We start from the raw sequence: 15,351 nt of genomic DNA on the forward strand, positions 1-15,351 counted from the left end.
ATTACAATTATTGAAATATTCTATCAATCAACAACCCAAACGTAGCCAAACCAGAACCAATCCCTATTACTTCTTGTGCTGAAAGTTTATTTTTATTTTCAGGTTTTGAAGGAACAAGTATGGCGGCACCTGGCTTTAATTTTGGGTAACTTCTAAAAAACAGGAAATGCTTTGTGGAAGCTATATCTCCGTTGGGATAAACAACATAAATCTTACCTTTTTTCGCGTCAGTAGAAAAACCACCAGACATGCTAATGTAATCTCTTAAACTTCTAGAATCATCGAAACGTACTAAAGAAGGCACTAAAACCTCTCCCTCTACCTTAACAGTTTGCTTTACAGATGGAATTATTAATCTATCCCCATTTTTCAAAATTAAATTATACTTAGATTCAGGATCATCCATAATATTTTGAAGGTTAATTCCAACCCTAAATTCTTTTCTGTTTTTAATTTTTTCATCTTCAGAACCTGTGATTTCTTCTTTCTCAGATAATGTACTCAATGTTGCTTGTTGACTTTGTTCTTTATAGAAAGGATTTAGCCTAATTAAAGTTGCTCCATTTGTAAAAGCATAGGGTGATAACCCCCCAGCCTTAATTAAAAGATCGGAAATTTTTTCATCTTTATTTTCAATTGTATAATTTCCTGGATAGTTAGCCTCACCATTGACCGAAACCTTTATTTGTTCCGAATAACCTCTTAAAAAACGAACAGAAACTCGATCATTTGGTTCCAAGAAAAATGGTGTTCCATCAGAAATTGTAAGTTTTCCATTGGCAGAAACTTTAAAATTCTTACTTAAAGTTTCGTAGGAGTCATCATCTATTCGACGATAAATATCAATCTTATTTTCATTCGCTCCATCTTGAAAACCACCTCCTAAAAGAACTAGATCTTCCACTGTCAAATTTTCAACGTATGGAATAGTAATTGGATTATTAACAGCTCCATCTATTTGTAATGTATAGTTTTCACTAAGATTATATTTATTAAATATTTCTATACGATCATTCGGCATTAACTTAATATTCTTTAAGTTAGACATTACCTCGGAAACCGAAAAAGGGATTACAGATTCTCTAACACCGTCTTCTGTTCTAAAAATTAACCCTCTTTGTAAAAAAGCCTTTTCATTAATTCCTGCAGCTTTTTCTATAAGATCTTTCACTGTAATATTTTCAGAGTACTCATATCTTCCAGGCCTTAAAACTGCGCCTTTAATACTAATTTCATTTTTAAATTTATCTAATATTTTATTAACCGATAACACATCTCCATCTTCCAAAGAAGTTACTCCCGAATTCGAGACTAATATCTCCTTGATGATTTTACGATCACCTTCAATTCTTTCCAAGATAATTCTATCCTTATAAGCTTGGGAGGTAAATCCACCAACAAATTCTAATAAATTATCTAAAGTCTCATTGGGTTTTAATTCATAAACTCCTGGCCGTTTTACACTTCCCGAAATTGAAACTCTTGAGATATATGGAGAAACTATTATTACATCTTGATCACGTAAGGTTTTATTACCAACTTGAGACCCATTTACTAGATAATCATAAATATCAAAATATGTAACATCTACACCATTCCGTACTAATTTAATTTCTCTAAAAGTTCCTTCTTTAGTTGGTCCACCACTTGCGTAAAGTGCATTTAGCAATGTTGATAAAGCACTTAAGGAATATGTACCTGGCACTTTAACCTCTCCTATTATATTAACTTGAACGGTACGAACATTAACTAGCGAAATACTCAAGAAAACTTTATATGGACTATTGTCGGGAGCATTTATACCAGCATAAATATTTTTTAATTTGCTTTCTATCTTAGCAGAGGCCTGTTCCATCGTTAAACCACTTACATAAACAGGACCAATGTTTGAAAGACGAACAGCTCCTTCTCGATCAACGGCGATTGTATAATTATTCTCGGCTGCACCCCATAAGTTGATAGAAATTTCATCCCCTGGTCCAAGCTCATAATTAGAAGGGGTGGCTAAATTTAAATTTGGAGTAAAAGTAATATTACGATTATTAAAAAAATCATAACCAAATATTGGATCTTTGGGAATAGTTTCTATTCCCTCATTACCTGTAAATCCTTGAGATGGTAATGAGTCTATAGTTAACGAATTTTCAATCTCACTAGTTTCAGATCCAGTTGAAATCATTCCAGATTGACTTAAACGCCGTTCCAATTCTGCAATTTTAATTGGAGATAGCCCCTTCGTCTCAGCAAGAGCCTTAACTTGAGCCATAGTATATCCTTGTGCTTTCGCTTTTTGCCAATATTCTTGAAGTTGATCATCAGACAGGTTTTCTATATTGCTTATATCAATGTCTGGGGTAACTTGAGCGATTACTTTTATTGAATTACAGAATAGAATGAAAAAGCAAACAAAAAAAACATTGCGTGAACTTAAAAATTTCATCATTAATTTTTAATAATAAGTGGTACGCGATTATAAATGCGTAATTTAAAATGAATTCGCAAATATACTAATTCTTTGTTAGCAAGACGATTTAACTATCCAGACTTTATACGCTAAATTAACTAACAATTTAGATTAAATGTGACGTTTCGTATAGTTAAAAAAAAATTAAACCTCCTATAATAATTGGTGTCATACGAATCTGTCTGTAACTTTGTTAAAAACCAAAAAACAATGAGCTATTTAAACTTAAACAAAGATAAAATCACAGAAACAGCTAAAGAATTAAATACGCTGCTTGCCGATTACCACCTTTATTATCAAAAATTACGCAATTTTCACTGGAACATTGTTGGAAAAAACTTTTTCGATCTTCATGAAAAATTTGAAGAAATGTACGACGATGCAAAATTGAAGGTAGACGAAATAGCCGAACGGATTCTCACTTTACGATTTCAACCTGTAAGTAATTATTCAGATTACTTAAAAAAATCGAACCTTAAAGAATCCCCTTCAGAAACAAAAGATGTAGAAATGGTTAAAATTTTGCTTAAAGACCATGGAATACTCCTCAAACAAATGAGAATTGTTATCGAAAAGGCCGATGCAGCGGGAGATGAAGGAACTATCGATATGATTGGAGCTTACATTGGAGGTCTCGAAAAAATTAGTTGGATGCTCGACGCTTGGTCTATGAGTGCTTCAGCAAATCACCCCGAAGCGTAGTTTCAACACAAAATTACAAGTCCGCATTTAGCGGACTTTTTTTATGAAATTTTATCTCGCACTTACTTGCTTATATCTTTGTACGACTAGTTGTAATTACAATTTTGGACGCTTAGATATAATTGCCTCTCTTTCCATGTCGGAGGTTAGTGGAATAGAAAAAGTAATAAATTCACCGCTACTATGGATGATCGAAGATTCTGGCAATGCCCCTACTATTTATGGTTATGATATTCAAAAGAAATTGGTTGCCCAGACCATTACAATCACAAATGCAAAAAATACAGATTGGGAGGATTTAGCTTCAGACCTAGACGGAAACCTTTATATAGGTGACTTCGGAAACAACCATAACAAACGAAACGATCTTTCCATTTACAAGGTTGAACGCGTAGGAAGCATTTCAGAAAAAGAAACTGAAGCTACCAAAACCTCCTTTTCTTTTGAAGATCAAGTGCAATTTCCCCCTAAAAAGAAAAACCGAAATTTTGATGTTGAAGGTTTTATATTTTTAAACGATTATTTTTACTTATTTACACGAAATCGCTCTAAACATTTCGACGGAACGACATCTGTTTACAGACTTCCCGCCAAAGAAGGGAGTTTTAAGGCAAAACGAATTGCTTCCTATATTACCTGTACTCAAAAGCAAGAGTGCGCAGTAACTAGTGCAGATTATGATCTGGAAACAAACACCCTTGTATTGTTAAGTTATTCTAATGTATGGGCGTTTTCAAATTTCGAAAACGACCGTTTTTTCGAAGGAACGGTTAAGCATATACCTCTACAGTATCCTTCACAAAAAGAAAGTATTTCATTTAAAAATTCAGACACGGTATTTATCGTAGATGAATTAACAAATATTGTTGGAGGCAATTTATACGAAATGAAGCTTAATAACTAAACTGAAATCCAACACCAAACCTACTTCCTTCATCACTATTAAAAACACTTAAATCGAAATGCAAGGCTTCGGTCCATTGAACCATAAATCCACCACCTAAAGAATGGTGCCATCTATTAGAAGTATTATTTGCAACCCATACCCTCCCCGTATCAAATCCGGTATAAACACTAAAATTAAGTGGAAAGAAAAAAGTTTTTATGGGTTCGAAACTATACGATAGTTCTGCTGTTCCAGTAAGACTATGGTCTCCAGTAAAGCGATCGTTTCGAAATCCACGTAAACCGTTGTTGGCTCCAATTCTTGCCTGTTGATAAAACCGAGGAGCATCACCCACTGTTAGATATGTAGAGACCCCTGTCTTTAAAACAAAATTGCGATTATTAGATAGCGCATTATAAAACACCAAGTCGGCTTCAGCAAAACCAGTCCCTATTGTTCCACCTAGGTCATCGATATACCCTCCTTTTATTTTAAAAAGCATTCCTTTAGTAGGAAATGCTTCTGCATCATAATTTTTATACTGATAGGTCGTGTTCGGGATGAAAAAGTAACTTCTATCCTCTAATTCAGAAGAACGGTTTTCAGCAATAAAATTTGCCCCATTTCTTACTAATTCTACAGCATCGACATCTAATTTTACTTGAAAAAAACTTCCATATTGTGATGCTCGTTCTACCCCAATTCCTCCATGATACACACTCATATTAACACGATTGTAATCAAAACTAAAAACCTCATCTAGATTCTTTGAATTATTTCCAAAGCCGAAAAAATTTTCTGTATAATTTTTTGAAGTAAAACGTGTGGTCGTTATAAAATTAAAATCGGAAAAAATGGAAGCAAACCCTTTATTAAAATGAATATCTAATCCTTGGGTTAAGAACTGATAGTCTATTGTAATTTCTGTTCGTTTGCTATAGGGATTAAGAAGAAACTCATTCTTATTTTTTAAATATTTTGCGTGTATCGATGCTCCAGTATCTGGGTTGTAATTTACACCTAATCCAATTTTTCCACTGGTAGTTTTTTTCCGGGTATAATCGTAAAGGTTCGGCGTATAAAATTTAGTGAAGCGTACTTTTGCTCCTCCCTGCTCTTTCACTGTATTTTGTTCTGTACGGTTGTCGTAAATCTCAATTTTTTTACCATTAGCTACCGAAAAAGAGTCTTCATCCTGCCCACCAATAATTCTAATAAGCATGGGATCTTCTGGCGTTCCGCTTACAACAAACTTATCGTCATCGTCCAGACCATATAACCAGATCTCTTCAGTTTCATTACTTCGGAAAGTTCTATCGAACAATTCATCTCCTTTTTCTCCATCTTTAATACGGAATGCTCTTATACGGGTTTCCCCTTTCGGAAGGCGTTCAATTTCGAACAAATCATCTTTATCGGTCCCTGTGAGCATTTGAAACTTAATAAATTCTTCATAATACCGTTCTACGATTTCAACAAGATTTTTCTTCCTTCCTAAAAAATGCTTTTTAATTTCCGAAATTGTTTCATCCTGTACAGCGTTAGGAAGAGCACTGAAGGCTTCCTCTAAAATAGATTCATCTATCGATTCCTGAATTGCTTGCGCCTGAGCTATCCATTCTTGTTTGGCGCTTCTCTTTACAAGCGCACGGTCCAACTTAGCTCCAGCTTCATTAAACCATTTAACATCGACAATATCATTACCGTACACTCCAAACTGATTCACAGCACCAATAAGTGAACGCATTGTATTTAAAAAAGAGCCATCGAAATTGGCGAATACTTGGTCGCGATCTCTAGGAATAGGTACAAACGTTTTAGAATCGTTCGCTCCTTCAAATTCTGCCCATCGCCACTGGTCACTATGACGGTCCCAATCACCAATCAACATATCGAAAATACGGGCACGTATGTACGCCTGTTCGTCTAAAACATACGCTTCATCTTCCCGTAATTTCTTTAAAAGATCATCGGTACTCTCGATATCATCTGGATATCCAAAACTCTTTCGAGTTTTATATTCTTCTGCAGGACGCTCTACAATCATATACAACTGATCTCCATATTCTTCATTGTACTTTTCTAAAGCTTTTTGTTTAGGTACATAAAACAATTCGGGAGTGGTGTAATACACTCCGGCAGCTTTTGCCAAAGTTGGTATTGCAAATGCTCCATAGGGATGGGCGGCTGTAAAAAAATCGAGAATAAGCTCTTCGGGCAACGTGTTCGAAAAATAGGCATCCCCATTAATACCCTTAAAGGTTGTGGTCTCTAAAAACTGAACTGCACTTTTCTTTAAAGCGCGCATGTTGTATTCTTTGCCATCTTTAGTAACTAGACGCAGTGATTCTGTTTGGTGGCCACCGCCGGGACGCACCACTTCTAACCCTCCATAAAGGGTGTCTAAAAATGCCGTTTTTGCTGTGACTTTTGCTCCGTAGGCTTCCCGATAATGGGCACCCCAAAAGGATTTAAAAAAATCTGATTTTTCAACTTTCGAAAGATCATACACCGAAGCAGTAAACGTTTCAGGAAATGTTGTGGCAAGATCATCGGTGTCGGGTAGTTTGGTCGGGCCAAAAACTTTAGTACTGTACAGAAGCGCAGGGGTGTTGTCTGTATTTCTTCCGAAGAAATGAGCCGCAACACGACCATTTTTAAATACTTCTAAGGAAGCGAAACCGTTCTTACCGTACGAAAAAACTCCATTATCACTTAAAGTTACTGGCTTCGATTCTCCTCCAGCACCGCTAATTACTTGTTTTATTGCTCCTTGTTCTATATATTGTAGGTTCTGTTCGTGTCCCGAAACTACAATGATACGCTGCTTATCTGTATCCAGCATTGGTAGTAATTTCGACATCAACTCATTGTACTTTTTATTGAAACGATCCTGAATAGAAATTCCTCCCTGTGCCCGTATTTGGGCTATTAGGCTTCCAAGAAATGGCACTGGAATATTTCCCTGTAATGGAAATATATGATCCCGAAACGAAAACCTTCCACCATGAAATCCATTCGTAAAAACGGGGTGGTGAATTGCAAAAATGATGGTTTTATTTGCATTCTTTTTAAACTCACCTTCAATTTCAGCCAACAATTTTTCCCGGGTTTTAATCTCACACTTATCATTCATTTGTGGGTGTAAATACCAGTATTCAATGTACCACTGACTATCTACAATTACTAACTGAACGTCTTTGGAAATCTCAATACTTTCTAAAGGACATCCGTTATTGGGGGTAAGAATATCTTCAGCATTCATGCGGTCTTCAAGGTAATCCTCGATCGTTTCCAGCCCTTTCGTTTTATTAAAATTCCAATCGTAATTTCCAGGAATGAAATACGGTGTTGCTCCAGTACTCTTTACCACCTCTAGTTGCTGGTCTAATTGTTTTTTAATAGTAGCTTCATTTTTAGCTTTGCCCTCTACATTATCTCCTATAAACACTACATGCGCTGGTAGTGTGTCTTTTTTTATTTCTTTCTGAAGGGTTTCGAGTATGGGTACTTTATCTCCCTGAGAGTTTGAGGCATTTCCTATAATGTAAAACCGTTCACTCCTTTTTTCTTCTTCGGAAAAACTTCCCGTTTTGTGATCCTCGTCGATAGAAATCCCGGAAGTAGCACAGGAAGTAAGTACTGTTAGTACAATTGAAAATAAAATTAATTTGGGGTAGTTCATGCGGTTAATATACATTAATTTTTAAAGGTTCTATTTTGCATAAAAATTTGTGAGCAATGCCGTAGAAAAGGACAGATTAAAAGCTAAGTCCAACTCCAAAAGTAAATCGTGTTCCTTCTATAGAATTAAAAAGAGAAAAGGTGCCCCCTATACCTCCGGGACCGTTTGCCCAAAGCCCACCTCCGTACGAAGTATGCCATTGGTCTGAATCTTCTGTCGGAGTCCAGACACGACCGAGATCTCCTCCTGCAAAAACCCCCACTTGAAGGGGAAACAGTTCAATCTTAAATTCGTTAAAACTAAAACGAACATCGGCACTTCCCACTAACGAAGACCGTCCCACGAAACGTTCTTCCCGAAATCCGCGTAACCCTGAGTTTCCTCCTAAAATGGCTCCTTGGTAAAATTCGAAACGGTTTCCAATGTTAAATTTAGATTGAATATTAGTTTTTAACACTAACTTTTCACTTGGTATAAGTGCATTGTAAAATCCTATTCTGGAGCGAATGTACCCAAAGTATTGGCTAGTATTCGATAAACTTTCTGTTGCTCCTACAGTAAGATCGAACAACATCGCTCGAGAAGGATTTGCGGCATCGTCGAAACTTCGATAGGTATATACAGCTTCTAATGATCCGAAATATTGTGTGTTTTCTAATTGAGTGATTCCTTTATCTAAATAGAGATCATTAAAACTTTCGTTTAATCGAATAGCTTCAAAACGTGTTTGTAATCTAAAAATACTACCAAAATTAGAATTTCGGAGCAATCCAACATCGATCGAATTTTTCTGCAGTTCGATGCGGTTGTAATCGTACCCCAATTCATCTTCAGCATTTCGAGATTCATTTCCGAAGCCAAAATAATTTACAGTGTAATTAGGACTAGAAATATGTGCTCCAACACTTAGGTTAAGATCGCCTATAGTGTTCGCGAATTCACCACTATAATCAAAATCGAAACTTGATGTTTCAAAATAATATCCTGCACCAAGAATATGACGTTTAGAAAACGGATTTCTTTTAAAACTATTCACTGTATAAATAAATTCAACTCCAACTTTAAGTCCGTCATCGGGATTATAGCCAAATCCTGGGGCCACTCGCTTGGTGACTTCTAACTGTTTTCGATAATCGTAGGTATTTAAATCATAAAGATCTGAGAAAACCAGACTTCCTCCATCATTTTTAATCACTTTACTGGGTCTACTTTTGTGATCGTAAAATTTAATTCTTCTTCCATCTGTAATGTCGAAAGAATCGGTTCCTTTTCCACCAATAAACCGCATGTAAATAAGGTCATTATCTTTTCCACTCGTTTTTACTATGTCGTTTCCTCCCAGACCGTAGATCCAGACCTCACGAGTATTTGCGTGGTCGAAAGTTCGATTAACAATTATATCTCCTTTTTCTCCCGCTTTGGTATCGTATAGTTTTACATTAGTTTTTCCTTCTGGAAGTCGTGTAATTTCGATATAATCATCTTGATCGGTACCCGTTAGTGTTTGTAATTTGGACAGGTAATCGAAATAACCATTTGCAATATCAACTAGGTTATCTCTGCGTTCTTTTAAAATATTCTTTAATTCTTCGAGAGTTTCTTCCTGCACTGAGACCGGAAGATCTTTAAAAGCATCATCGATCACTTCGTCAAGCAGATTTGCTTGCATTGTTTTTGCTGTAAAGGTCCATTGACTTCTACCAGAGCGTTCTAATATGGCGCGGTCTAAAATAACACCTTCTTTATTAAACCATTCGTGATTAGTAAGATTTGGGCGATAAATATGGGCTTCTCTAGTTCCACTAAATAAAGAACGTGCCACATCTAGAATATTACCATCGAAACTCGAAAAAGCATCGTCTCGATTTTTGGGAATGGGAACATATAAATTTTTACCCGCTCTAAAATATTCTGCCCAACGCCAATGATCATCTTCGCGGTCCCAATCTCCGATCAACATATCGAAAAGTCGTGATGTTAAATAGTTTTCTTCGTCAACGAGAATGTCATCATTTTCGCGGAGCTTGATTAAGATATCGTCTGTAGTTTCTATATCGTTAGGGTATGCAAATGTACTATCGTTATCACTTTCTACACTTGGCTCGACACTTATTAAATACAATTCGTCACCAAATTTTTCATTGTAATTTTGAAGTGCTTTCTGCTTGGGTACGTAATATAATTCGGGCTTTGTATAGAAAATATTTACGGCATCTGCCATTCTGGGAATTGCCATCACGGCATACGGATGCGACGTAGTATAGAAGTCTTGATTAAAGCCTGATGTATTTATTACTTCTGAATTTGTATCTGTTTCTCCTGCCTTCGTTGCTTCTTCGATAGGAACTTGTCGAGAAACCTCCAATGCGTTTTTTGCCAATGCACGCATGGTATAAAGATTTCCGTTCGCATCTTTTAACTTTAGTTCGTCATACTCACTTCTCCCTCCCTGTCGAATTGGTGTAAGTCCGCCGTAAAGTGTATCAAGATCTACTACCTTAGCCGTGACTGGTGTAGTATAAGCTTTTTCGTATTTTTTCCCGTAGATCGTTCTAAAAAACAAAGACTCCCTAATGGTATCTTTTCGGTATACAGATGTTTCTATGGTTTGAGGAAATTCATTGGGAAGCTGAGCTACCTCGAAAACTTTTGAAGGAGGAAAAACTTCTTTTTCAAAGACTAATTTTGGTTTTTTTTGAGCATCTGCTATATAATAACGAACCCAAGTTGATCCATCTTTAAACACATCCATTACTGCGAATCCTTGTGCTCCTGTGACGAATAAGGCATCTTTTCCTAACGATGCTTGTGATGCTTTTGCTCCTGAACCTGATAAGATCTGGACCAACCCATCACTTTCAAAATGCTGTAAGGTATGTTCGTGACCAGAAGCAAAAACAAATTTGTCGTGTTTTTTTGCAATTGTAGCCAAGCGATTCATAAGGTCATTGTACAATTCGTTATATCTATCTTGAACAGAAACTCCTCCTTGAGACCGTATTTGAACAACTAATGAAGATAATACAGGTAGAGGAAGTTTACTTTGAGTAGGATACAAATGTTTTTTTAGACCGAAGAAACCACCGTGAGTTCCATTGGTGAACATGGGGTGATGCATGGCAAATAAAATGGTTTTGTTTTTATTTTTCTCAACTTCCAGAGCAATCTCTATAAAAAGTTTTTCTCTACTTTTAATATCACAATTTTCATTGATTGTGGGATTGGCATTCCAGTCTTCTAAATACCATTGCGAATCGATCATGATCAACTGTATGTTGTCTGACACCGAGATACTCTTTAATGGACACCCATTTTCAGGTTGAAAGGCATTCAAGTTTCCCGATTTTACTTTAATGTAATCTTCTTCTCGTTTTACCCCTGGCAAACCACCATTATACCATTCGTGATTACCTGGAATAAAGAAAAACTCTCCATCATAATTCTCGATTGTTTTTAATTGTGCATCAATATAATATTCTGCGATGGAACGACCTGCTTCTTCCTTAGGGGGCATTCCATCGGGATAAATATTATCTCCCAAGAAAATGGTGTAATTTCCCGGAACTTCTTGTGTTTTCATGTACTCGTTGAAAACAGTAAGACCTTCACTCATTCCTGCTAAAGGAGAAAGTCCAGCATCCCCTACAAGATAAAATGTTTTTTCAATTTCTTTTTCAGAAGGGAATGTTTCTGCTCTATCCGATTCGCGATATTGAGGTTCATAGGCAGCGCAGGCATTAAGTAATAAGACAATAAGTATTCCGTAGAGAATTTTCTTCTGAAGCATAAATAATATCAACTATACATTTGAGGCATATCGGGCAACATTCAAAAAAGTTATATTGATGTTAATTTTTGACAGCGATAGAATAGCACTCTTATTTTTTGTAATTTGGTTTCTCAAAAATGCATTTATGAGCGAAATTATTGAAGCAACCGACCAATACATTCAACAACTCTTTAAGGAAAAGTTGCCTAGTACCTTTGTATACCATAATTATACCCATTCTAAACGCGTTTATAAAAGTATAAATGAAATTATTGAACATTCACAAATTAATGTTAAAGATGCTACAATCCTACAACTAGCGGCTTTATTGCACGACACAGGGTACATTGTGAAACGAGAAGGACATGAAGAAGAAAGTGCAAAAATAGCGCGAGAATTTCTCTCTTCTAAGAATGTAGAAAAAGACATTATTGAAGGTGTTGAAAAATGTATTCTTGCCACAAAATTTAAAGATACCGTTCCCACAAATGAGTTGGAAGAAATGATTCGTGATGCGGATTCTTCACATCTTGGAAAAGATTATTTCGAAGAAGCTAGTGAGTTTTTAAGACAAGAGTATCAGTTTCAAGGTGTGAAAGATTTTACAGGACGCCAATGGCGTAATGAAAATATTAAAATGTTCGTTGAAAAACATAAATTTTATACCGATTATGCATTAAATAATTGGCAACCCGTGAAGCAAGAAAATCTTGCGACACTTATGGAGGCCAAAAAGAAGTATAAAAAGAAATTAAAAAAAGAAGAATTAAAAGCGCAGTTAAAAGTAAAGTACAAAGATGCAAGCCCAGATCGGGGAATTCAGACCTTTTATAGAACTGCTTTAAGAAACCACATTAAGTTAAGTGATATTGCAGATACCAAAGCGAACATTTTGTTATCGGTAAATGCGATTATAATTTCGGTGACTATTGGTAATTTATTTTCTAAATTCGACACCAACCCTTATTTGCTGTGGCCTACTACTATTTTTATTGTATCTAGTACCATTACAATGATTCTCGCTGTTATTGCAACCCGCCCAAATGTGACCCGAGGAGAATTCACTAAAGAGGACGTTGAAAATAAAAGTGTGAATCTTACCTTTTTTGGTAATTTTCATAAAATGGAATTATCTCAATACCAATGGGCGATCGATGAACTCTTAAAAGACCGAGATTATATTTACAAATCTCTTACAAAAGATCTTTACTTTCTGGGAAAAGTACTAGATAGAAAATACAGAATTCTACGCCTTACGTATACTACTTTCGTGGTTGGAATTGTAGTGTCTATTCTTGCCTTTGGAGTTTCGTTTGCATTTGCCGATCTTACGGTAGCAGAAGTCCAGCAAATTATAGAGAAACCAACTAATTAAGCTTCTAACTGGGCGATTAAATCTTCATAAGTATAGTATTCTTTCGCGTCTTTTCCACGTGTGTAAAGAACACTTACTCTAATTGCTTTTAAACCAGTAACGCCTTGTAGATCTTCTAACTCAACAATTTCTTCGTCATCTAGAAGTTGTTTTTTAGATTGTAAAAATGAAATGTATTTTAAATACTCTTTTTCATCTTCCTTCTGTGAATAAATTATCGAGATCTTTCCAGCTTGTGTTACACGCTCATCTGTCCCTTTAATATTAGCTTTATCTACTCGTTTTTTAACTACTTCATAACGCGCATTGTAAGTGCCATCCACATCAAATCGTTTCTCATCCATACGAAAACGCAGTGACAACGGACTATTAAATGCTAAGATCATAGATGCAACATCTAATGGTATAGCGAGGCGTTCCTTTAATTTATAGTAACTATTCTCCATTTCGCACATAGCTTGTAATTGCCACAATCTAAGGTTATAAAGATAAATTTTATGGAATGATTTTTTCTTGGTAATCGACTCTCCAATATACAGGTTGTGCTCTACTCCATCGGTTTTAAAACGTTCAAAATAATGTGGATACATGGCTTGAGCATCCACTTGCTTTCTATCTAAAATAGAAGCCATTCGCTTGTTGATAAGCATTACAGACTCATCGTAGTCTTTACGATGTTGGTAAATAAAACCGCTTTGGTTATCTACTTTCTCATTGTATTCATCGATTAATCCTTTTAGAGTTTCACTCTTTTTAGAAAGATGCTTAAATAAAGGAATGATCTCTGTATTTAAAAACTTTAAAACCTGTCGTTCACTATCAACTTGAAAGTCTTCATTTAATTCTTTGAGGTATTTTTCAACTCTAAATTCAAGTTGTTCGTATATAGGAAATCCTTCAACTTGAAAGATGCTTTTTACTATTGTCTGAATATGTTCTAATTGAAGAATAAGATCTTTTACTGTGGCCACATTCCTTGCTTCGGAAGAGCCTTTAATATCGATCTGTCCATATAACGGATATACATCATCGAAAACAATTTCACGAAAAAACGACGGATTGTTATTCGCTATCGAATTTAAATAACGTTTCGCTTCTTTTCTAAATTTCCAATGCACACTTGAATGAATGGCTGTACACTCTTCTTGAATGATAAGTTCCAAATCGTTATCAAGACGCTCTTTAGATCGTATTACCGAATCTTCTAAATAAGGCATTACATCTTTTAACTTATTAGCGTTGATTGTATTTAGCTCATTTGCGTTTGGCGACACTAATTCTAAAACTCCTACAACTTCTTCATTTTCTACGATAGAAGCCAAAATCGCACTCCGAACTCCTTGATCTAATAGTTTCTTATACAGAATATTTTTAGGATATAACTTGTGATATCGCTCGGTATCGGTAATACAGTAAAAATCATGCTGTTTAAAGAGCGTATAATAAGAGGCATCGCATAACGCATCTTTAGTATGTTGACTGCGCTGTCCTTTTAAAATAAAACTATCAATGTCTTTATACAACATGCGCTCGAAAGTCTCATCTTCACTATTAAAGTCTGAAAATCCAATACGTAATTCTGGAAGGTTGAATATGGCTCTAAAAATACGTTCAAACTCTTTATTTAAAGTACCTCCATGAACTTCTCTTCGTAATAAATTCGCTTTAAAGTCGGACAATGACACATCCATCGTTACATCGAACATATTTGCTATTACAAATCCTTTAAAAATCCAGCTCCCGGGAGGGAATTTTTCTTTCCAAAGAGCAACATTATCAAAATTTTCAAGCAATTCATCTATATCTTCTTCCGTAATATCGATCGCTTTACTTGTCTTTTCAACTTCAACAAAGTCAGCATTATAAAGAACACGATAACTCTTATTTATTCCATTTTCATCGGGTATGCTGTAATAAAAAGGTCTTTTAAAGTCTATAATTTTTCCGTAGTAAATCCCTAGAATAATACTACATCCAAGTACAAAATATTCGTCTTCAGAAAAATTATTTAGTTCTAATTGAAAATCTTTTCCTGCAGCTGCGATAATTTTGTTGTAACGTGCAGAGGCTTTAAAAATATATTCATTGTAGGGAAGACTAGCAATCTTAATTTCGTTAGAAGAAAGTACCGAACTAAAAACATCTTCTAAAATAATATCGATCTGTTCTCTATACTGATCGATATCCTTCCTTGTTTTTAAGCCTTCAGAAAGTATAGGATATTTTTCCGCAATAGTCAGCATCGCTTCGGCTCTTGAGACCAATACAGGATTGTCCGACTTTAAATGAGCCCTATAGAGTCCAAAAAGTTTATTGAAACTTACTACGATGTCCAGAGGGAAGTCCCCTTTATTTGTATTCATTGCGAGGTAATTATTTAGTAAAAATACTCATTATACCTTTATTTGTCGGGTGCCATTAAAAGAATTAACAATAATTTGAGAATGCTAATTTTTTTGAAAACTAAATA

General features: G+C 35.5%; 7 protein-coding genes. 3 read left to right on the forward strand and 4 right to left on the reverse strand.

The genetic code is table 11. The features are described from left to right. Positions 1–7 precede the first annotated feature (7 nt). Positions 8–2,443: an SLBB domain-containing protein gene (locus ULVI_RS12670; protein WP_082830872.1), complete on the reverse strand. Its 2,436-nt coding sequence runs from the start codon at positions 2,441–2,443 to the stop codon at positions 8–10. 231 nt (positions 2,444–2,674) lie between these two features. On the opposite strand from ULVI_RS12670, the gene ULVI_RS12675 reads away from it, so the two are divergent. After that, a complete protein-coding gene (locus ULVI_RS12675) occupies positions 2,675–3,166 on the forward strand; it encodes a Dps family protein (protein ID WP_068593170.1) in 492 nt (163 codons plus the stop codon). 43 nt (positions 3,167–3,209) lie between these two features. Further along, positions 3,210–4,070 (forward strand): hypothetical protein, encoded by an 861-nt coding sequence (locus ULVI_RS12680; protein WP_068593171.1) that lies wholly within the window; start codon positions 3,210–3,212, stop codon positions 4,068–4,070. Here the strand turns inward: ULVI_RS12680 and ULVI_RS12685 are convergent. Both ULVI_RS12685 and ULVI_RS12690 read right to left on the reverse strand, forming a co-directional pair. Next, a complete protein-coding gene (locus ULVI_RS12685) occupies positions 4,060–7,737 on the reverse strand; it encodes a metallophosphoesterase (protein WP_068593172.1) in 3,678 nt (1,225 codons plus the stop codon). The genes ULVI_RS12680 and ULVI_RS12685 overlap by 11 nt on opposite strands. Positions 7,738–7,813: 76 nt before the next feature. Then, positions 7,814–11,524 (reverse strand): metallophosphoesterase, encoded by a 3,711-nt coding sequence (locus ULVI_RS12690; RefSeq protein ID WP_068593173.1) that lies wholly within the window; start codon positions 11,522–11,524, stop codon positions 7,814–7,816. Positions 11,525–11,651: 127 nt separating this feature from the next. Here ULVI_RS12690 and ULVI_RS12695 point away from each other — a divergent pair, with 127 nt between their 5' ends. Further along, a complete protein-coding gene (locus ULVI_RS12695; protein ID WP_068593212.1) occupies positions 11,652–12,881 on the forward strand; it encodes a Pycsar system effector family protein in 1,230 nt (409 codons plus the stop codon). Here ULVI_RS12695 and ULVI_RS12700 read toward each other — a convergent pair. Next, positions 12,878–15,244 (reverse strand): cell surface protein, encoded by a 2,367-nt coding sequence (locus ULVI_RS12700; RefSeq protein ID WP_068593174.1) that lies wholly within the window; start codon positions 15,242–15,244, stop codon positions 12,878–12,880. The two genes, ULVI_RS12695 and ULVI_RS12700, sit on opposite strands and share 4 nt — an antisense overlap. Positions 15,245–15,351 lie beyond the last annotated feature (107 nt).

This window comes from Cochleicola gelatinilyticus (assembly GCF_001637325.1).
GTDB lineage: Bacteria > Bacteroidota > Bacteroidia > Flavobacteriales > Flavobacteriaceae > Cochleicola > Cochleicola gelatinilyticus.